This is a genomic window from Senimuribacter intestinalis (assembly GCF_943192965.1).
GTDB classification, from domain to species: Bacteria; Bacillota; Clostridia; order Peptostreptococcales; family Anaerovoracaceae; genus Senimuribacter; species Senimuribacter intestinalis.
This window is the reverse complement of the sequence record NZ_CALPCF010000005.1, coordinates 81,196-102,810: the sequence shown is the minus strand read 5'-3', so window position 1 is coordinate 102,810 and position 21,615 is coordinate 81,196. Positions and strand designations below refer to the sequence as shown.

General features: G+C 44.1%; 19 protein-coding genes and 1 pseudogene. 3 read left to right on the top strand and 17 right to left on the bottom strand.

Annotated elements, in window-relative coordinates:
• From NFR88_RS06605 to NFR88_RS06590, 4 genes are all read right to left on the bottom strand, one after another.
• Nucleotides 1-711 (bottom strand): polymer-forming cytoskeletal protein, encoded by a 711-nt coding sequence (locus NFR88_RS06605; RefSeq protein ID WP_160200856.1) that lies wholly within the window; start codon nt 709-711, stop codon nt 1-3.
• A 73-nt stretch (nt 712-784) separates the two neighbouring features.
• A complete protein-coding gene (locus NFR88_RS06600) occupies nt 785-1,708 on the bottom strand; it encodes a hypothetical protein (RefSeq protein ID WP_160200855.1) in 924 nt (307 codons plus the stop codon).
• Nucleotides 1,695-2,543: a D-alanyl-D-alanine carboxypeptidase family protein gene (locus NFR88_RS06595; RefSeq protein WP_251614357.1), complete on the bottom strand. Its 849-nt coding sequence runs from the start codon at nt 2,541-2,543 to the stop codon at nt 1,695-1,697. Before NFR88_RS06595 ends, NFR88_RS06600 begins: the two co-directional genes overlap by 14 nt.
• 54 nt (nt 2,544-2,597) lie before the next feature.
• Entirely contained in the window at nt 2,598-4,004 is a 1,407-nt protein-coding gene (locus tag NFR88_RS06590; protein WP_251614355.1) for a Sapep family Mn(2+)-dependent dipeptidase, read from the bottom strand.
• Nucleotides 4,005-4,171: 167 nt separating this feature from the next.
• Between NFR88_RS06590 and NFR88_RS06585 the strand changes: the two genes are divergently transcribed.
• The gene (locus NFR88_RS06585) at nt 4,172-5,203 is read left to right on the top strand and encodes a 2,5-dihydroxypyridine 5,6-dioxygenase NicX family protein (protein WP_160200852.1); all 1,032 of its coding nucleotides are present in this window, start codon (nt 4,172-4,174) and stop codon (nt 5,201-5,203) included.
• A gap of 185 nt (nt 5,204-5,388) precedes the next feature.
• Nucleotides 5,389-7,377, top strand: a complete 1,989-nt coding sequence (locus tag NFR88_RS06580) for a sigma 54-interacting transcriptional regulator (RefSeq protein WP_251614354.1) — start codon at nt 5,389-5,391, stop codon at nt 7,375-7,377.
• Between the two features lie 62 nt (nt 7,378-7,439).
• Here NFR88_RS06580 and NFR88_RS06575 read toward each other — a convergent pair whose 3' ends face one another.
• The 13 genes and pseudogenes from NFR88_RS06575 to NFR88_RS15210 all read right to left on the bottom strand — a co-directional run.
• Nucleotides 7,440-8,384, bottom strand: a complete 945-nt coding sequence (locus NFR88_RS06575; protein ID WP_251614454.1) for an ABC transporter ATP-binding protein — start codon at nt 8,382-8,384, stop codon at nt 7,440-7,442.
• Nucleotides 8,385-8,412: 28 nt separating this feature from the next.
• The gene (locus tag NFR88_RS06570) at nt 8,413-9,450 is read right to left on the bottom strand and encodes an ABC transporter ATP-binding protein (RefSeq protein WP_160200850.1); all 1,038 of its coding nucleotides are present in this window, start codon (nt 9,448-9,450) and stop codon (nt 8,413-8,415) included.
• Between the two features lie 11 nt (nt 9,451-9,461).
• Nucleotides 9,462-10,436: an ABC transporter permease gene (locus tag NFR88_RS06565; protein WP_243150994.1), complete on the bottom strand. Its 975-nt coding sequence runs from the start codon at nt 10,434-10,436 to the stop codon at nt 9,462-9,464.
• Between the two features lie 10 nt (nt 10,437-10,446).
• On the bottom strand, nt 10,447-11,373 hold the full coding sequence (locus NFR88_RS06560; RefSeq protein WP_160200849.1) for an ABC transporter permease: 927 nt from the start codon (nt 11,371-11,373) through the stop codon (nt 10,447-10,449).
• Nucleotides 11,374-11,457: 84 nt separating this feature from the next.
• Complete coding sequence (locus NFR88_RS06555) at nt 11,458-13,077, bottom strand: peptide ABC transporter substrate-binding protein (RefSeq protein WP_160200848.1); 1,620 nt, start codon at nt 13,075-13,077, stop codon at nt 11,458-11,460.
• A gap of 382 nt (nt 13,078-13,459) precedes the next feature.
• Nucleotides 13,460-14,257: a M55 family metallopeptidase gene (locus tag NFR88_RS06550; protein WP_160200847.1), complete on the bottom strand. Its 798-nt coding sequence runs from the start codon at nt 14,255-14,257 to the stop codon at nt 13,460-13,462.
• Nucleotides 14,258-14,401: 144 nt separating this feature from the next.
• Nucleotides 14,402-15,697, bottom strand: coding sequence for a cytosine permease (locus NFR88_RS06545; RefSeq protein WP_251614353.1), 1,296 nt, complete (start codon nt 15,695-15,697; stop codon nt 14,402-14,404).
• Nucleotides 15,698-15,810: 113 nt separating this feature from the next.
• Nucleotides 15,811-16,968, bottom strand: coding sequence for a PucR family transcriptional regulator (locus tag NFR88_RS06540; RefSeq protein ID WP_251614352.1), 1,158 nt, complete (start codon nt 16,966-16,968; stop codon nt 15,811-15,813).
• A gap of 40 nt (nt 16,969-17,008) precedes the next feature.
• Nucleotides 17,009-17,476 (bottom strand): low molecular weight protein-tyrosine-phosphatase, encoded by a 468-nt coding sequence (locus NFR88_RS06535; protein WP_251614350.1) that lies wholly within the window; start codon nt 17,474-17,476, stop codon nt 17,009-17,011.
• Nucleotides 17,477-17,643: 167 nt separating this feature from the next.
• Nucleotides 17,644-17,811, bottom strand: a complete 168-nt coding sequence (locus NFR88_RS06530; protein ID WP_160200843.1) for a hypothetical protein — start codon at nt 17,809-17,811, stop codon at nt 17,644-17,646.
• Nucleotides 17,812-17,959: 148 nt separating this feature from the next.
• Entirely contained in the window at nt 17,960-18,850 is an 891-nt protein-coding gene (locus NFR88_RS06525; RefSeq protein ID WP_251614348.1) for a Fic family protein, read from the bottom strand.
• Between the two features lie 369 nt (nt 18,851-19,219).
• Entirely contained in the window at nt 19,220-19,519 is a 300-nt protein-coding gene (locus tag NFR88_RS06520) for a YciI family protein (RefSeq protein WP_251614346.1), read from the bottom strand.
• A 272-nt stretch (nt 19,520-19,791) separates the two neighbouring features.
• Nucleotides 19,792-19,875, bottom strand: a pseudogene (locus NFR88_RS15210) (sigma factor-like helix-turn-helix DNA-binding protein); the annotation flags it as partial.
• Between the two features lie 402 nt (nt 19,876-20,277).
• On the opposite strand from NFR88_RS15210, the gene NFR88_RS06510 reads away from it, so the two are divergent.
• The gene (locus tag NFR88_RS06510; RefSeq protein ID WP_251614344.1) at nt 20,278-21,246 is read left to right on the top strand and encodes a helix-turn-helix transcriptional regulator; all 969 of its coding nucleotides are present in this window, start codon (nt 20,278-20,280) and stop codon (nt 21,244-21,246) included.
• Nucleotides 21,247-21,615: the final 369 nt, after the last annotated feature.

The window sequence follows — 21,615 nt, the reverse complement described above, 5'->3', positions numbered from 1 at the left end:
TTACTCTCCAATACTAAAAAGTTGCTCTTCATCAAAAGTAAAGCTGCGGGTATTCCTCGTTGTCACATTGCCATTGATGACGCAGCCTCGCTCGGAATTCAGTTCCCCAGTATCAATGTTTCCCACGACCACAGCACTTTCCGTAATATCAACGACGTTTTTGATTTCCAGATTGCCTTTTACTTTTCCTTTTGTCTGCAAATTCGCCGACTTGATATCGCCCACAATTACTGCCGCATGTTCAATGCGCGCATCTAAACTGACCTTCACAGCACCTTTAATACTACCGCTTACCGCCAGACTTTCTGTGGCAACATCTCCGATTATCTTTCCATTGACGATGACGGACGATGTCGTATTCAAATCGCCAAAAATACATCCATTTGCCTTTACTTGGTCCGCCCCTTCTATATTGCCGGTAATCACCATGCTGCTGCTGATGACAGTTCCTGCCTCCTGATTAAATTCAGGCACAAGAATTTCCATCTGCGGTCTGATACGCGGTTCCATCTGCGGCATCCGAAATGGCTCGCTGGTCTTATCTCTATCTTGCGCAAAATCCTCACGCTTTTCGGCGGTCTTAACTTTTTCTTTTGACGTTTCATCGTCAAATCCGGTCAGTTCTTTCATCGCCTGTGTAAAATTCGAAATTGATGACATGAAAATTTCCTCAACTTTTCTGACTTCTGCTATGTCTATTCTCTCTGCCATTTTATCATCTTTTTCGCCCAAGTTCAATTAGATTCTACATATATCGACAGCTTTTCACTTATAATCGTTTTTTCTACTCTTTTATTTTGCACCTGCGCACGGTGCGTCCCATCTCATCTGTGCAAGTGCAAGCTCCACAAATCCCCTCACCACAGCACATATTTCCTTCTACCGGTCGTACAATGCTGCTTCCTGCTGCTCTCTCGACCTGACTGGCATAATATGGTGAAGTCAATGCAAACACATTGAGAGAATCACTTTCCTCCATATGATCCAAATCATCTAAAGAGCAAAGACCTTCCTTGGCAAAGTCCCGCACTTCAACTGCTTCTGCCGGCAAATCCCCAAAATAGTCGTGAAAGAAATCAAAGCCTACCTTTTCCAAATCAACATAGACGTGCAGTTGCCCAAGCCATCTGCTATACCGCTTCCCGCCATCCAGAAAGTTGCGCAGCGGCGCAATCGCAATGCCTTTTGCATAGACAAAAGCTTCCTGTGCATTTTCCCTAAGCGCGCCAAAACCTGAAAGGGCATTATAATATACGCCTCGAATCCACAGATTTTTTTCCGCCTGAAAGATGCTGCTGCTCTTCGGACCGCACCGGCAAATACCAAGATGCAAAAGTCCCGCTTCCGGTTCCGCTTTTAGAACAGAGATTGGCGCATCATACCATTTTGCCCCATCCTCGGCCCGCACAAACACGTACGCTCCTGCTGTCTGTGCCTTTTGGCAGAATCCGCGGTCAGCCTCGACAACAAAGACTTTTAAATCATCGCTGTAGGTCTTAATCTGCTTAATTTTAAGCAGCCTATCCTTGCGGCTTAAAATCACGCTGCGGCCATTTTGTTCATACAGAGAATAAATACAGGTGCCCTGCCAGCTGCACTCCTGACACGTTCCACCGCGCAGCTTTGCGCAGATCAGACACTGTCCGCATTCTGCCAGCGCACAAGGGCATCCCTGACGTCCTGCATCAATACATCTACTTTTCTTCATCCTCAATCCCCCTCACTTCATACCCATAATCCATCAGCGCATAAGCGTCATTAAACCAGTTTCCATCAGATAATACCACGCAAATCAGTTCCGTATCCTGTCGCTTAGATGATGCTACCAGTGTTCTTCCGCTCATCTTGGTAAATCCGATTTTAATCCCTGTGGCGCCCTCATACTGAAACACCGTCTTGTTTTTGTTATGGTATTCTTCCCAGGACTTTGCACCCACTATTTCCCGGAAAATCTTGTTTTGCATGGCCTCTTTTGCGATGGTCGCAAGATCTCGTGCCGTCGTATAATGGTTATCATCATAAAGCCCGCTGGAATTAACAAAATTGGTCCCGGTGCAGCCTAGTTTCTCCGCCTTTTCATTCATCAGCTGTACAAAGTGTTCTGTGTTTCCGCCCATAATAGCAGCCAGTGCTGTGGCGCCGTCGTTTCCAGACCTGAGCATTACACCGTAAAGCAGATTTTCCAACGTTCTTTCTTCTCCTTTTTTCAAATACAGGGAAGATCCTTCCACGCCTACTGCTTCCTCCGGAATTTTCACTGTCGTATCTATGCCTGCGCCGATTTGTTCACAGACGTCCAAAGTCACAAGAGCAGTCATAATCTTCGTCGTGCTGGCAGGATAACCTTTTTCGTCTGCATTTTTCTCAAAAAGCACCTCGCCGCTTTTTCCGTCAATTAAAATCGCCTGCTTGGCGCTTATCGTCGGCGGCTGTACCATATCTGCAGCCGCCGCTTCACCCTCCGGCTCTGCAATATAGCCAAAGATCATAGCGCCCAGCGCAAATCCTAATATCGTTCCTATGATAATCAATATTTTCTTCATAATAAAAAATCTCCCATACCTAATCTATTTTAGGATGGGAGAAATATGACTGGTTTATTTTTTCATTGTCAGCAGCCCTTTCAGCGCCTCGATGTAGATAAGCGTCATCTTATCCAGACTTTCTAAATCCAGAAATTCATCCGCTTCGTGGGCCAACTCCTCCTCATAAGGAAATAACGGTCCAAAAGCCACTGCATTCGGAATCGTTCTCGCATATGTTGCACCCCCAATAGCAATTGGAAGGGACTCATAGTCCCTGCTAATCTTCTGATAAGCATTCATGAGGACTCCAATAAAGTCCGATCCAGCATCCACATACAGCCCGTTCATATGACTTGTCATATCCATTTTCATCCCTGCGCGTCTGCAGGTCTCTTCGGCTGCTGAAAACACCTTGACTTTATCCACAGTGGCAGGATATCTGACACTGACGCCAAAAGTAAGTTTTCCGCATTCTAACGCTATGGTTCCCACATTAAAAGTCAGTTTGCCGGAAGCTTCATCCGCAAAATGCAAACCAAATTTTTCTCCATAATAGGTCATGCCGATATACTGATTATAGGTTTTATATACCGGCGCTATATCAAATTCTGCACTGACCTCTTCCAGGGTTTTCATCATCAGACTGATGGCGTTCAAACCTTTTTCCGGAGACATGGCGTGAGTGCTCTTTCCCGAAACGGTCACGAAAATGCTGCAATGTTCCTGCTGCGCGCAGATATGTTCAAAGGCATTCAGTACCGCAGTAAGGTTTGCAGCGGTTTCTGTATCCGGACACCGCAAGGTGCAATGTGCTTTTCCCGGTACTACGTTTTTGGCTTCTCCGCCGTAAAGAGACTCCACTGCAATTTGACAGCCAATGTCCCCGTCCGTTTCATAGGAAAAGTCCACATCCAGAAGACCCTTTTCGCAGTGAATCAGAGGAAAGTTTCCATCCGGCACGATGGAGCAGTCCGGCATCCGGTCTGCCTTTTTCGCATAGTGCTCAATACATCTCCAGTTTTCCTCCTCATCACAGCCGATAATCATCCGAATCGCCGTTTCCGCTGGAATCAGATTCTCCTCCATCAGATATTTGACTGCATAAAGACAAGATATAATTGGACCCTTATCATCCAAAGTACCCCTGCCGTACAGCTTGCCATCTATCTCCTTTATTTCAAAAGGCGCCGTATGCCAGCCTTCTCCTGCCGCCACCACATCTGCATGACCCAAAATTCCAATCAGCCGATCGCCTCCGCCTGCCGTCATTTCTCCGGCGTAGCCGTCAAAGTTTTTCACCTCCATTCCCATGAATCTTCCTTTGTTCAAAATCCATGTAAGAGCCTGCGCAGCTTTCTGCCCAAAAGGTCTTCCCTCCCCTTTCGTTTCTTCATCTAAAATGCTTGGAATCGCTGAAAATTCTTTGATATCCATTATCATCTGTTCTCTGTTTTTCTTTACGAAATCTTCCGCTTTCATCGCAATCCTCCCTATGATAGTTTTGTAAAGATTTTATAAGAGTATGGCTCTTTTTTCATTGTACTGACTACAAAAAAAGAAGGTTCGATTTAAAATTATTCTAAAGAAACAGAAAAAAGCTCCAGCTATAATGAGACCATATTATGCGTCAAAAAGGAGGACACATCATGTTAGAATTTGAATTACAGAAAGCTGCCGATAAGCTGATCCGCGAGGTTTTCGGCGTAAAGGAGAAAGAAACGGTCGCTATCACAGCTGACACGAAATCCAATCCGGTTCTGATTCAGGCGGTTGCCGCTGCAGTACACAGCGTAGGCGGCTTTCCAGCCGTCATCACGATTGCAACACCAAAGGGTGTTGGCAAAGCTGCCGACCCTGATATTCCAGTAGAGCTTTTAACTGCTGCTCTATCTGAAGCTGACGTATGGATTGAGTTCAATGAACAGTGGCTGCTGTACTCAACTCCATTTGAAATTGCAATGGATAAGAACAAAAAACTCAGATACATGTGTCTGGTCGATTTTTCACCAGAGCTTCTAATCAGAACAATCGGTGACATCAACACTGCACAGCTGAAAGAATTTATGGAGGCCTTCGGTGTTCGCCAGAGACAGGTAAAAGAAATGCGTGTCACTACGCCTGCAGGAACCGACGTAAGCTTTGTTTTAGATCCATCTCACACTGTAGCCGTAGACTGCGGCAAAGCTGACGTTCCTGGATTTCACATGTGCCCAGGTCAGCTCAATGTCATTCCGAAGTTCGGTACCATCAACGGAAAAATCGTTTTCGACGGTACAATTACCCCACCATTCGGACACGTGCCTTCTCAGCCGGTTGAACTGACTGTAGAAAACGGCGTTATCGTAAAAATCGAAGGCGGCCGCGAAGCTTCTGAATATGAAAAATTCCTGAAAGGCTTTGACGATGAAGGTATGCTGAAAATGGCACATATCGCCTACGGCTTCAATCCGGGTGCAAAGCTGACAGGAAATGTCGTAGAAGACGAGCGTGTATGGGGATGTACAGAATGGGGCATCGGCTATGTCAGCGCCATCGAAGCGCCTCCAATCGGACAGCCTGCCGCTTCCCACACCGACGGTATCTGCCTCAACTCCACCATTTACTTCGATGGTAAGCTGATTATGGAAGACGGCGTTATCGTCGATGAGGAACTGAAGAAACTGGATCCAACAGTATAAATCTAAAAATCTTAAAAACACGGGCTGCCCCCATGAACAATTATTTTTCGTTCATGGAGGCAGCCCATATTTTTCTAGGTCAGGAGGCAGAAATAAGTTCAATTCAGTTCAATCACATTGCACCCTGTCATTAAATATAGTATACTTTTATCAACAATATGAAAACCCACAGGAGTATGCTGCCCATGAAAAAAGTAATCATTCTTTATAGAAACTCGAAAGATTCCGTCAACACCCCTGCAAGCGAATTCATCTACGACAATCTGCGGTCAGTATTCAGTGATTATGCTGTTTTTGAGAACTGCTTTATGGCAGATTTAAAAGAAAACGAAATCCTTCATGCCGACGCTTTTCTTGCCGTTGATGCAAGAGTCTTTCAGAAAGCGAAAGAATGTGTTGCAGATTTTAGTAATGTAATCAAGATGGGCAGGAGTATTGAGCAGAGTGTACTAATTACCCTTCAGGATATCCCCGCAGATACAAATGTACTGGTCGTCAACGACTCTTACAGCACTGCCGTAAATACGGTAAACATGTTTTACGAGCTTGGAATCAGCCATTTAAACTTTGTGCCCTTTGATAAGGAGCTGGCTCATACGACGATTTATGACGATTTGTCCCTTGCTGTTACCCCTTCCGAAAAGCATTTTGTACCGGCACATATTAAGAACATAATCGACATCGGCTACCGTAAGGTCAGCTTTGATACCATGTTCAGACTGATGAAACTCCTGGATCTGGATAACAGCGTCGTTAATCGCAACCTGTTCCGATACATGCAGACACTGGCAGAGCCGGATACTATCTTTAATACAAATTACATTTATGAGTATTTAAAAACGCAGACCCTTAGTTTTGTCACAAATTCCAACAAGTCCTGCGTATTTCTGACAGACCAGCATATGAACATTATTTACGCAAACGACCCTGTGGAGGGCATTTCCCGAAAAGATCACAGCAGTCTGTTAGATGCAGGCCAATTAGTAGAATTAAAGGATTCCCCCGACAGTGAATCAGGAAATCCTTACACGACAATAAACGGCACAGATTATTATTACGACAAATACCCGATAAAGCTCATCGACGAAGTCATAGGATATTTTGTTGTTCTGAAAGAAAAAAATCAATTGCCTCCCGTCAACAAAGTCAACCTGCAAAAAGGATATGTGGCAAAATATCATTTTCAGGATATCGTCCACATGTCGGAAGAGATTCAAAACTCCATTCAGACTGCAAAACTAATCTCATTAGCAGAGCACACGGTGCTGATTTACGGTGAAAGCGGAACAGGCAAGGAAGTCTTTGCTCAGGCCATTCATAACGCCTCAAAGCGAGCAAATGCTCCCTTTGTTGCAGTAAACTGTGCAGCGCTTCCGGAAAATCTTTTAGAGAGTGAATTGTTCGGATATGAACCCGGCGCATTCACCGGCGCCATTGCTAAGGGAAAGGCAGGGCTGTTTGAACAGGCAAACCACGGAACGATTTTTCTTGATGAAATCAGCGACATATCACCGAATCTGCAGTCCAAGCTGCTGAGGGTCATTCAGGAAAAGCAAGTCATGAGAATAGGTACAGACCACATCATCGACATTGATGTGCGCTTAATTGCAGCGACAAACCGGGATTTAAAGCAGGCGGTCCAGGAGAAGACTTTCCGCAGCGATTTGTTTTACCGTCTCAATGTGCTTCCCATTCGGATTCCGCCTCTCCGCAAAAGAATGAAAGACATTGTTCCTTTGCTCAAGTACTTTCTCGGCACATCTTATGATAATCTGACCCCACAGGAAGTTCGGCAGCTTACTGCTTATTCATGGCCCGGAAACGTGCGAGAGCTGGAAAACTTCTGCACCTATTATAAGACCCTTTCCTCTTTTCCCGAATATCTCTATGAGGAAATCTCTGTGCCGGAGGATTGTCCTTCCACGGCTGAGGTGCAGATAGAAATCCTAAAGCTAATCAGAAAAAACACCAAAATTTCCCACGGCATCGGTCGAACGGGTCTGGCGGAGCTTCTGAAAAAGCAGGGACTTTATCTCAGCGACAGAGCGCTGCGCCCTATACTCAATCAGCTTCAGCAGGACGGTCTTATTGAAATAGGAAAAGGCAGACACGGAATGCGAATTACAAAGAAGGGTTCCTCTCTGCTAACCTCTGATTCCTGCGAAAAGCATTAATCCGCTTTTGGAGATACAGCAAAGGAGACAGCCTTTAAGCCGTCTCCTTTTATGATTTGCTATTACAGCATGTGATAGCAGGCAACCTGATGGTTGTTTCCGATATCTGTAAGAGGAGGCATCGCCTGCGCACATTCTGCAGTCGCATAGCGGCAGCGGGTTCTAAACGGGCACCCGCTCGGAGGATTCATAGGTGAAGGAACATCGCCCTCCAAAATAATTCGGTTGCTGGCCGCTGATTTTTTCGGGTCTGCTATAGGCGCCGCAGACATAAGGGACTGAGTATATGGGTGTCTCTTGTTCTCAAACAGTTCTGCAACATCTGCCACTTCTACCAAATGCCCCAAATACATTACACCTACCCGGTGTGAAATATGTCGAACCATAGAAAGGTCATGGGAGATGAACAAATAGGTCAACCCCATCTCTTCCTGAAAGTCCTCTAATATATTGACAACCTGCGCCTGAATGGATACATCAAGAGCAGAAATCGGTTCGTCACAGACAATAAACCGAGGTTTTAAAGCCAGCGCTCTGGCAATACCGATACGCTGCCGCTGTCCGCCAGAAAATTCATGAGGATATCTGTTGATATGGTCATCTTTCAATCCGACCATATGCACTAGTTCCCTAACCCTTTCATCTCGCTCCTTCTTGGAAGCAACTAATTTCTGAACCAGCAGCGGCGCACCGATAATTTCATTGACTGTCTGCCTCGGATCTAACGATGCATAAGGGTCCTGAAAAATCATCTGCATATCCTTCCGATACGGTGAAAATTCCTTTTCCGATAAATCGGTAATATCCTGCCCGTCAAAGAAAATTTTTCCGCCGGTAGGCTTGTATAACTTCAATATTGTTCTGCCAACGGTAGTCTTTCCGCAGCCAGATTCTCCTACCAATCCAAAGGTAGTTCCGGCAGGAATAGACAGGGTCACATCATCTACCGCTTTCAATGTCTGCTTGCTTTTCTTTCCGAAACCCTTTCCAGCCACTGAAAAATGCATTTTCAATCCCTGTACTTCAACTAAAAGCTTATTCTCGTTCACTTGCGTCCTCCTTCTCCATGGTTTTTCCTCGATTTGCCTGCGGATGAAGGAGCCAGCAGGCTACGCGATGACCTTCTGCTACTGTCGTCAATTCTGCCGGCGCCATATTGCAGATTTTCATCGCATTTTCACAGCGTGCTGCAAAAGGACAGCCTTTCGGCGGATTCATTAAGTCCGGAGGACTTCCCGGAATCGGTTTCAGCTTCTGCTTTTCATAGGTGCCGCTTCCCATCGTATCACTATGGGGTACTGACTCCAAAAGCCCCATTGTATACGGGTGCTTTGTTTCATAGAAAATCTGATCCAAAGAACCTTCTTCCATAATTAGCCCACCATACATAACCACTACGCGAGTGCAGACCTGGGCAATTACACCCAAATCATGGGTGATTAAAATAACAGATGTCGAAAACTTTTCCTTCAACTCCTGCATCAACTCCATAATCTGCGCCTGTATGGTCACATCAAGGGCTGTAGTCGGCTCGTCAGCAATCAGTATTTTCGGATCACAGCACATCGCCACAGCAATCATCACCCTTTGGCGCATACCCCCTGACATTTCATGAGGATACTGTTTCATTCGTTTTTCCGGCTCATTGATGCCAACCAGCCGCAGCATTTCGATGGCTTTTTCCTTGGCCTGTGCCTTGGACAGCTTTTTATGTACTCTCAAGGGCTCCATCAACTGATTGCCCACTGTATACAGCGGATTCAAAGAAGTCATAGGATCCTGAAATATCATACCAATCTCGTTTCCCCGAATCCGTTTCATTTCCTTTTTACTTTGCGAAAGAATATCTCTGCCGTCAAATTCCAGCGCATCCGCACGTACTGCCGCATTGTCCGCCAGAAGACGCATGATAGACATCATAGTCACACTCTTTCCGCATCCTGACTCTCCTACAATGCCGAGAAATTCGCCAGAATCCACATAAATATCTATACCGCGAACCGCCTGCACAATTCCGCCGCCGGTCGCAAAGTTGGTTCGCAAATTTTTTACTTCTAAAAGATGTTCTGACATAATTTCTACCTCTATTTCTTTAAACGCGGGTCAAGTGCATCGCGTAATCCGTCCCCAATAAAGTTCAGTGCAAACATGGTTAAGCTGATTGCCAAAGCCGGGAACAGCATCAAATACGGATACATACCCATTGTTGCCATACCGTCGTTTGCCAGTGTTCCCCAGCTTGCTACCGGTACAGCAATACCAATACCGATAAAGCTCAGGAACGCCTCTTCAAAGATTGCGGAAGGAATAAGCAGCATAACCGTAACAATAATCGGGCCCATACTGTTAGGCACCAGATGCCGCAGTAAAATCTGCACCTTGCTCTCGCCTACTACCTTAGCTGCCGTAGCAAAATCCTGGTTCTTTACCGATAAAATCTGACCTCTTGTCTGCCGCGCCGGGCTAAGCCAATAGGTCAAGCAGATTGCAATCAGAATACTGGACATTTTCGGGCCCATAAACATAATCAGCAAAATACTGTATAGCAGCGATGGAACTGCCGAAAATACGTCTACAAAACGCATCATCAGCATATCGACTTTGCCGCCAAAGAAACCTGATATTCCGCCGAAAAGCACACCGACCACCAGGCTGACCAAGGCTGTTACAATACCAATCGTCAAACTGATTCTTGCACCATAGGCAACACGCACCAGCAGGTCGCGTCCAAACATATCTGTACCGAGTGGGTGTTCAGCACACGGCGACTGATAAATTGCGTTGTAATCCTGCCCATCATAGGTATATGGACTTAGTATAGGCACGAAAATCGCTACCAGTATCATAAAGATAATAAAAATAATTCCTACAACCGCCAGTTTATCTGCTTTCATCTTCATATAAGCATTCTGCCAGTAGGAGATGCTGGGCCGGTTGATTACATCAGTCAGCTTATCCTCCTCTGGAAGCGGTTCAAATAATTCCGCCGGAATATCTGTATCTGCCATGGTATACGGCGGTACAGGAACTTCCGGAAACATATTTTTCTTCTTTCTCATCTTTCCCACCTCACGAATCCAATCTTACGCGCGGATCGATGAGTGCATAAGCAATATCCACAATCAGCGTACAGATCATAATAAACAGACCATAGAAAATCGTTACACCCATAATCATGGTATAATCGCGGTCGCTGACAGAATTAACGAAATACCTGCCAATGCCGGGAACCATAAAGATTCGCTCAATGGCAAAGCTTCCTGTCATCAGTCCTGCCACCAGTGGTCCCAAGTAGGTAACTACTGGCACGATAGCATTACGCATAGCATGCTTACCTATCACTGTAAACTCAGACAACCCCTTCGATCTGGCAGTCCGAATGTAATCCTGCTGCACCACCTCCATAAGAGTCGAACGGGTCAGTCTGGTGATGTTCGCCACAGGTGCAAGGCAAAGACAGGCTACAGGCAAAATGAAATGCTTCAGCTCGCCCCAGCCGTGCGTAGGCAAAATTGCCCATTCCATACAAAAAGCATACATCAGCAGCATGGCGATAACAAAGGTTGGAATGGATATCCCCACCGTGGCAAGGGTCATGGACAGCATATCCGCCACGCCTCCCCGCTTCAGTGCGGCAATTACTCCAAGGGGAATACCGATTAGAAGCGCTACAATGATGGCAACAAAACCAATCTGAGCAGAAACCGGAAAGCTGTCGGCAATCAGTTCATTTACGCTATAATTCAGCTTTTTCATGGACAAACCCATATCTCCATGAAAAAGATCCTTTACATAGTTAAAAAACTGCTCATGTACCGGAAGATCCAGTCCATACCTGGCCCTGATTACTTCCAAAACCTCCGGATTTAGGTTTTTCTGTTCGCCTGCACTGAAGGGTCCTCCCGGAATGGTGTGCATCAGGAAGAAGGTAATCGTAATCAATAAGAACATTGATACGATTGCAATCAATACACGCTTGACAACATATTTAAACATAGACTTATCCTCTCTGTTTCAATTCCTTTTTTGAAGCAGGTGTTCCAGTTAAATTGGAACACCTGCCGCAGTTTCTATGCTTTCTTATTCTGCAATATCTGCATACTGGAAGAATACGTGACCGATGTAGTTCTTCACTACGCCTTTCACTCTCGGATTTACCAGCATTGTATCTGTATAGAAGGTTACTGGAATAATCGGTGTTTCTTCAATCAGAATCTTTTCTGCATCAAGGAATGTCTTCATTCTAGTTTCATAATCGGTCTCTTTATAAGTCTTCTGCATCAGCGCATTGTATTTCAGCGCTTTCTCATCATGCCAACGAGCATCTTTCAGACTGCCGTCCGGATTTACTTCACGACGTTCTTCCCACAAGAACAGGTTTGTGCTTGGGTCGTCATAGTCACCGGTCCAGCCGTCATCGGCGATATCCCAGTCCTCAGTCTCAAATACGTCCCAGTAAGTGGACGGCTCATAGGAAACGATTTCAATCTTGAAGCCTGCTGCCTGCCACATGGACTGCATTGCCTGCGCACGGTTCATTGCTTCCTCATTATTCTGACAAACATATTTATATGTCGGAAGTCCCTCGCCGTTTGGATATCCTGCTTCCTCGAGGAGCTTCTTAGCACGTTCTAAATCAAAGCTTACTAAATCGCCCGCTTTGTCACGATACTGTTCATCTCCCCAGTGAATACCATAAGGGACTAAACCAGTAGCAGGGTAGCTTACCTGACCCAGAATTGAAAGCAGGGTTTCTCTATCAAGAGCAAGAGACAACGCCTGGCGCACACGATTATCTGTAATATGTCCCGTATGAGTGGTCAGATAGTTTACACCGATACGGCTTTCGTTTACAAATTCGTCACTGTCTTTATATTTAGACACCGCTTCCGCATTAAGGTTATCTGATACATCGATATCCCCATTCTGGAAGGAAGCCAATTCTACAGATGGTTCGTCCAGGAATACGAATTCTACCTGATCAATGGCAACATTATCTGTATCATAATAGTACGGATTCTTTTCCAGCACCACATTTACCTGGTCTTTAAGGCTGGTCATTCTGAACGGACCGTTTCCAACGTAAGTTTCCGCAGTTTTATTCCAGTTCGGATTTTCATTTACAATGTGCATCGGCAGTGCTACATAAGTACATGCGATATCCAGGAAATAAGTACAAGGGCTTTCCAGTGTAATCTCCAGTGTGCGATCGTCAAGGGCCTTATAGCCGACCTCTTCCCAATCACATTTTCCGGCGATGTAGTCGCCCATATTCTTTACATACTCTTCCAAAGTCGTCTGTTGTGCAGCTGTCTCCGGTGCGCAGTAGTATTTCATCGTTTCTTCCCAGTCATGGGCAGTCATATCTGTGCCGTCAGAGAACTTTGCACCATCTCTGATATGGAAGGTCCATACCAATCCGTCATCACTGGTTTCATATTTGTCTGCCCATCCCATCTCAGATGTGCCGTCTTTAGAAATTCGTGTAAGTCCTGTATAAATGTTGTATTTCAGGACGCTGTATTTCGCATAGCGGCTTCCTTCAACATACTCCATTGATTCCGGCTGTCCGCCGTTGGCGTAAACGATTTTCTTCATTCCGTCTGCGCCTTTATCACCTTTATCTTCTCCTCCGCATCCTGCAAGGCAGGTCAACACCATCGCTATACAAAGCGCGGTCGCCAATAACTTCTTTTTCATTTTTTCCTCCTTTCACGTCCGCCAAACCTTTAGAACCTTTCTCCCGCTCGGCAAGACAGGGGGGAACAAGAATTTCTGTTCCCATACTTTTTGCTGGTCTGCGACACAGCATTTGCATTATATTCTGTTAAATTGCAATATTCATGCCATTTACCATCTTCACTACAATAATGTGTAAAAATGCGTAAATTCATCAACGACTCCTTCGCCTGCCCTCTTATGTGTTTCGCTAAAAATAGGTTCTATTATTCTATGAACCTTTTTGTCCTCATTTATTTACCTTGATTTTCTTATACAAAAAACCAGCCGAATTACGCCTTCGGCTGGATAAATTTTAGTTTTTAATTCTTTACTTAGAAAACCCTGTTCAAGCTACAGTGCGTTAGCCGATAAAATACCGGCATCTTGCCAGTTCCATCGGGCTATCTGCCGTATAGGAGACAGTATAGTCATTTAGCTTCTCAACGCCCGGAAACCAAGTTGCGGACATAGCTTTCTGAAACTCCTTATAGCATAGTGTCATCGTATAGGACTTTGAAAGCGGCTTGGACTTCGGTAAAGGCTTTGACAGTACTTCAGTCACAGCCCGCTCAATCTCTGCTACCACCTTATCAGGGTGTATATTCCATGTTGCATTGCCCATTCCTTTTTTGGTCGGAACGGTAACAATACCCGGATATTCTGTCTCCGCTTCGCTGCAAATCCCCGCGTCACCGGACAGCAGCAGTGACGGAACGCCAAACTGGTCAGCAACCCCTGAATTGATCGTGAATTCAGACGCATATTTATCGTTGATTTTAAACCAGTTGTAGATGTAATCCTCACAGGTATGCTTCAGCGGACTCGTGTTGGTCCACGCCCCGGAATGATAGCCGATGTAAATGACGCCCGCAAAGGTTTCATCTATGCCTCCAAGCATAGATAAAGGTGTGCACGTCCAGCCTGAAATCAGCTCAGCCTCCTCCGGCAGCAATTCATGGGCGATATTCATCGCATCTTCATGTCCGTCTTTGACAACCACACCATAGCCGCAGTTTAACGCAGCCCTGCATGCAGCGGCCGTTTCCTTCGCCATTTGCCTGCAAGCTTCCTCGTAACCCTTGCCACCGTATCTGGTTGCTTCCCAACTGGTGATTCCGCTCACGCCTTCGATGTCCGCACTAATAAAAATTTTCTTCATTTATGGCCTCCTTTCAGAAGTATTCTTCTCATGTAAATACACCATGCAAGTTATATGCCATCAAATTCTCCCGAAAGCGATTACGACTCCATCTATTGAAAAAGCATTACGGACAATCCCTGTTAATTGTTCTGCGTCCTGTTATTATGCCAGATCTTTACCATCTGCTTTATCCTGCGGTCTTCCTACTGTCTTTGCCAGAATGACATATAAAAGTCCTGCTGCAATAATTCCCTGCGCAAAAGGAACGCCATAAGGAATGAATTTGATCACAGCATAGCCCGCCAGCCAGGATACAATCCCAAGCCAGTTGAAGCCGTCTGCAGTCTTGTAATTCTCCGGTTTTGCTTTATTGACAATCCAGTAATCCGCTAAAATCACGCCCATAGTCGGCAGCATTAAATCTCCCAGCACATATAAAAAGCTTTCAAAATGAGAAGCAAAGCCCAGCAGCGCACAGATTGTTCCAAGAACACCGGAAATCATTGTCGCTGCGGCCCTCTTGTTATCTTTCAAATTAAACATCATAACTGCATTGATGCCTCCGGAATAGGCATTGGTCGTGTTCGTTGTCCATGTAGCAGCAATCAAAACCAGCATGCCCAGAACCGGGATTCCGATTTCACAGAACACAATTGTAATATCATACTGCTGTGCAACCTTTGTCATAACAGCGCCAAGTACAATCATCAAAATGCCTGCCGGCGCAACACCGATGGAACTGGAAAGAATGGTATCTTTACGGGTTGCCTGATATCTTGTAATATCTGATGCCGCAAGACAGCCTGCCGCCATAAAGCTAACAGTCAGTACTATGCCATCTACAAAGGACATGGTAATCTCCGCCGGATCCACATTCAGCGCTGAAGTGCCATATTTATTCACCGCGATAATAGTTCCAACAATGGTGATTACAAACAGGGCAGGAACCGCAATCCTATTCAGTTTATCCAAGGCATTGATTCCATATACTGCCGTAACCAGCATGATAATCCCCCATACAGTGGAAGACAGCCATACCGGAACATCCAGTCCAAAAAACTCCGACATCAAATTAGAGAAAGCATTTCCGCACACGTCGTTTTGGACAGCAAACCAGCCAATCATAGAAATAAAGATCAAAGTGCTGATGATAAAGCGGGAGCCCTTTTTTCCAAAGCCGCCTAATGTCGTCATACAGGTTGGAACTCCCAGATCGCTTCCGATAATGCCCATAAGACTAAAGAGTACGATTACAATAATATAACCGATAATACCAGAAATAATTGCAAGATGAAGCGGCATTGCACCTGCCAGTATTCCGCCCAGAAGCAGGCTCGGAACACAAATCATAATGCCCGCCTGCATAAAAGCTACGGATATCCAGCTTTTTCTTTCTTCCATGGGAACTTCCGTCAGCGTGGTCGTTTCCATAGTGTTTTTCTTTTTCTCGTCACTCATAAGAAAACCTCCTTAGTTTTCCCTGATTTTACAGAAAATTAATTCAGTTTTCTTTGTACTGGTTTTAATTATGACAGGATTTTTTTGTAATTATTACAAGCCCTATACTTCGATTAGATTTCCCGATTTAGCAGGATTCTGAGTTTAACTGCAATTGCAATGGTTTCGTTGAACTTAATGGTATCGTTTTCCATATTCAGCGCACTCTTGATACGATTAATCCTATATCTTATGGTGTTGACATGCTGGTTCATCATCTCCGCTGTCAGCTTGAAATCTCCGGAGTTAGCCACATAGTTCTCCACGGTCAGTATCATTTCCGGAAGGTTTTCCTCGGTAATCTTTGTTCTGAGCGCCTCTAGGTAAGCATCATAGTAATCTTCCGCTTCCTGCGTATCCTTCACTGCCGTTAAAAGCTGAATCGACGAAAGGGCATCATAGGTTTTTACAGTCATATCCATAGCCTTGGCAGTTTCCAGGGCAAGTCTTGCTTCCTCCAGCGCCTTGCCACAGTCTTTTCTTGGAAATGCTCGGCTGTAGCCGATGACGGGATTGTCCAGAAATTCTTTGATTCTGACAAGACATGCATTTAAAGTCTGCTGAAGTCGCTCTTTGTTGTCCTCGCTGAGCAGAATAATCATTCCCTGCTCAGTTCTGACGAAAATATCATTTTCTCTGTTGAGATAATAACTTTGCAGTTCCAGCCTGGCGATATCCGAATTGAAGCCGCCCTGTATAAATATCCCTCTAATGTACTGCTTTACTGTAGGCTTGATACTGTAAAGTACTTCGCTGCGTTCTGTATCGTTTAGGCTCTCGTACATAATCTTATCCAGTCGAAGTTTATTAATAGTATTGTAAGTATCGAAGGTAATATAGCTGTGCACTGTATCAATAATCACCGTGTAAGGATATTCCTCTGGTATGAGTATTACAGGAAAGTCATTATCCTCGCACAGTTTTAGAACCTGCGGCGTCAAAAGGTTTACTCTATCGTCCGTAACAATTAAAAGCCCTGCAGATTCAGAGTGAATCAGACATTCCAGATAATAGCGAAGTTCACAATCATCTTTCTCACTGCGGAACTGTTCCAGACACGTAATGAATAAATCCCCCTCGCAAAGAATTTTGCGCTCCAAAAGATCGGGCACGCAGGGGCAATCAAAGACTGATATTCGCTTCACTTTTCTATGAAGTCCCTCTCTCCCCGCCAGCACCTTCCTGTTTTCAAAAAGTTTGTCTTTCAAAAGCGCACCGATTTCTATATTCACTGCAATTCTCCTTTTGTTTTTCAGAGTAGGCTTATACTAATTACAACTGCAAATTTTGTTTAGCAAGGGACTGCAAAAACGCCTGGCATCCTGCTACAACATCATCGTAGGTTTCGTCAAAATTCCCCGTATACCATGGATCTGCAATATCCCGATCCTTTCCGGCAAATCCCAGCAGCATGTGTACTTTATTATAGGGATCTGCACTGATAATACGAGACAATCCTCTTTTATTTTCTCTATCCATCAAAATCAGATAGTCAAATTCCTCATAGTCTTTTTTCGTCACCTGGCGAGCCTGCCGTTTCTCAAAGGCAATGCCCTGTTCCCGCAGCTTTGCTTTGGTGCCTCTATGGATATCGTTGCCGATTTCCTCGCGGCTGGTGGCTGCAGATGCGATCTCAAATTCCGCTTCACAGCCCGCCTTGCGGACCATATCTTTCATTACGTATTCAGCCATTGGCGAACGGCAAATATTGCCGTGGCAGATGAAAAGTATTTTTATCATAATCTCTATATTCCTCCAGAATTCCGAAAATCCTTGATTTTACTGATTTTCGAGCTTTCGATTTTTCTTCAATTTTTCATAAGTCTCTACAAATCTATGTAACTACACTACTTGGTGGTGTAGTAATTGGTGTAGTAAACACAAGATACTACCACCATATTTGCTGCTTATCCAACAGCAAAATCCCTGTCTTTTTTCATTTCAGGGGACTGGCGAAACTGTGAAATTTTCGCCATCTGTTCCGCAGCGTGTGCGTAGCTTGCATGGGTGTAAACATTGAGCGTCACGCCCGCATCGGAGTGACCCATCAGATGCTGTAGATTCTTAATATCCATGCCTTCGTTTGCAGCTTTGCAAACCACTGTTTTGCATCGGATACCTTGACGGTGCTGATATTGCGATAGCCAAAATCCTCTTTTTTGACCAGATTCAAAACAAAATTATAGCCAAAATGAGCCTTTGACACTTTGGAAATCCGTCTTCTTAATAAGCAATCCTGAAATAGTCCAAGTATGCTTTATATTTGTCCTGCGCGTTCAGACAGGTATCAGTCAAATAACTCTTTTCATTGTTCCATTCTTTCAATCCTCGGTAATAGAACATCTTCAGATTATCCTCTATGATGAATGGAACAATATCATATTTCAGGCATTCTTTGAACATAATCAATCTGCCTACACGACCGTTGCCGTCTTGGAATGGATGGATTCGCTCAAACTTCACATGGAAATCCAGAATACCTTCAAAAGTCTTTTCTTCCTTGGCATTGTATTCTGCCAGCAACGCTTTCATCTTATCGGCAACTTCTTCCGGAAGGGCGGTATCCATGCCGCCAACCTCATTCGGAAGCTTCTTGTAGTCGCCAATTGCAAACCAATCTTTTCTGGAATCACTGGTTCCATTCTTCAGGATTAGATGAAGTTCCTTAATGAACTTCTCAGTTAGTGCCGTTTTTGCGTTCTCAATAATCATGTCAATACAGCGAAAATGATTTGCTGTTTCAATAACATCGTCAACATTGAGAACTTCATTTTCCACGCCGATCGTATTGGTTTCAAAAATATATCGGGTCTGATCGTGAGTCAGACGACTACCTTCGATGTGGTTTGAGTTGTATGTCAGATCAATCTGCGTCTTATGATAAATACCACCAGAGTATTTGCTTGCTTTCTGCTCTTTCAGAATATCCAACAGAGTAATCGGTTCCTCTTTTCTCTTGTTGGCACGCTCTGGTTTTTCTGCATTTTCGGGAATATTCCAAGTCTTGCCGGTAAGAAAGGCTCCATTCACACGTCCTTGGGCGCAATAGTTTCTAACACTACGCTCCGACACATCCCATTTTTTTGCTATCTCAGTAACCGAAAGGTATCGCATCTGCTATCCTCCGTCATAAATCAAATCAAAGAACTACACTAATCTACTGTATAGTATATCATATTATCGGCAAAAACATCAACATATTTTCGGCAAAACTATTATATTTTTGCCGCCAAAGGAAGTTTGGTTTTGTCGCTTACCCATCACACTAAATTACAGAAAAATGTGATTCATTGCCCATAGCGATAACTCTGCGTATGTACCTATAATAATACTCCCCCGGTCAAGCCGGTGGTTTTCGCTTCTACAAGAAACAGGAAATCTTTTCTTGATTTCCTGTCTTGGTGTGTCGTTCCATGTAGCGGCGGTTATTCAGTTTCCATATAAGCCGGATCTTATTTGCCCCAGTGTTGTTCCTTTTCGCAATTACAGTAAGTAATTATTTTCCCGGTTTGCAATCTGCAAACCAACTAATTCGTAGGTTGCATATCCTCCCATAACCAGCGGCTCTGCTTTGCAAATTTCTTCTGCTTCTTCACGGCTCTCTGTTTTTAGGATATACATACCTGCCATCCCCGGATAACCTTTAAAGACACCGCAGATTTCCAGCTTTCCTTCATCGTCCAGCCTTCTTATGTTCTCAACGTGTTCCATAACTACCTGTTTTGTCATTTTATTATAGGTCTTGCTTTTCTCAATCATCATCATGTACATCAATTTTTCCATACGATTTTCTCCTTTACATTCTATGGGGATTCACTGAGGGTATTATATTATATTTATCCGGCAATAGCAATTTGTCTGTTCATTTTCTGGAAGCAAACTTATAGCCCACGCCTATAACGGTCTTTATGCAGGTAGGCCTCCGGCTCTCCGCTGGTCGCCCGGACAATCGTTTCATAAGGCAAAAGATTAGGATTTCTCATGCGAAAGCACCTCCATTTCTTTATGCAGGAGTTGTAAAGTCCTATGGATTTGATACCCGTCGTACTCCGGCGGCGTCCGTACATTTCCCCGATTTCCCGCTGTGTGTAATGCCTGAAAAAGTAAAGGAAAATGATTTCCCGTTTTTTCTCCGGCAGAGCTAACAGGGCGGCGGCAAGTTTTCCGTTGGTGAGGATAACTGTCTGACCGCATATCGTAATGGGGTATTCTTCATAGGGTGCTTCAAAATATTCGTCCGTTGTGCCTAAAGGGTAAAACTTTTTTCTGTGAGGTATTCAAGGGATATTTCTTTTTTTTCGCCGTCTGCTCCTGTCACGCCATGCGTTGATAGCGGCATAGCGAATGACAACTTTGCAAAAGCCATTGAAAGTATACATAATATGCCCTTTGTATGCTTCTATACAAGTCATAAATGATTCCCCCTTTCTTCCACATAGGGGGGTACATGACTTTGTTTTGTGCCAGATTGCATTTGGAACATGGATAGTTTATCATAGAATAGTGACAAGAGCTGTCACCATTCGGAAAGGAGTTCAAAAATGTCAAAAGCAGAACGGCTTATTGAGATGATGATAACAATAAATGCAAAAAAAGATTTTACTGTAGGCGAATTGGCAAATGAATTTTCCGTATCAAAAAGAACCATACTGCGTGACTTGCAAGAATTGGAACAAGCTGGTTTTCCTCTTTACTCCGAAGTTGGGGCGGCGGGTGGGTATCATATCTTAAAAGAGCGCATTTTGCCGCCTATTGCTTTTTCAGAAAGCGAAGCAAAAGCTATTTTCTTTGCCTGTCAAGCCTTGCAATATCACCGTGACTTGCCGTTTGAACAGGAAACCATATCCGTCTTAAAAAAATTTTTGAATTGTCTGCCATTAGATGTACAAAACAGTATCACGCAGATTCAAAACAAGGTAGTATTTTGGATTCCAGACAGACATTGCAATTCGCCATTACTTAAATCAATATTCCTTGTTGTGATAAACCGCCATGCCGCAACAATACGGTATTCGTCAACATATTCTGAAAGTACACGCACAATTATACCTATCGGCTTATATGCTATGAATGGACTTTGGTATTGCCCCGCCTATTGTACAACGGCAAATCAAATCAGAGTGTTCCGGGTTGACCGTATTAAAGAAATCATAGAGGAAAAGCCCTATCCAAAAGGGAAATACCCTATTCCTACGTCTATTCAAGAATATCTTGAAAAAACAGAGGTTAAGAATGATTACCATATGAAAATCCAACTAACGGATATAGGTATTAAACGCTGTGAAAGTGAATGTTTACTTGCAAGCGGATTAAAAACATTTCCAACGGGCGGCGGGATAATCGACATGGAAATAAACCATGCTGCTTTAGAATGGGTTGCCGATTATATATTGCCATTTGGGAACGACGCCACTGTGTTAGAACCATTGGAGCTAATAAAACTAATACAGCAAAAAATATATGAATTGCATCAGCATTATTGCAGTTTGGAAACAAGTATGAATGAATGAATGAGAGGGATTCCGTTGTCGTCGGCATTGTGGGAATAGTGTGGTGCTGGCAATCTATCTCTTGTTTTTGATTTCTTGCTTCTTTACCGTGCATGAGCATTTTTCAAGATAGATAATTTTGCAAAGAAACAGGAATAGCCAGCCCGAAAAAATTTACGGGCTGGCTGTATCAGCAAAGTAATATTATTGTTGAATTGTGTGAAATATAGTTATAGAATAATCCATTTTCCTTTTTGACTAGAACCTTCTCTTTTTTTAATTCCAGATTTTTTCGATTCCACGTCCCCATGCCTCAATAAAACCAGCTCTGAAAAATGTATTTGCAATCAACGGATTATATGGTCTTGACCCGAAACCTCTCTTATATGG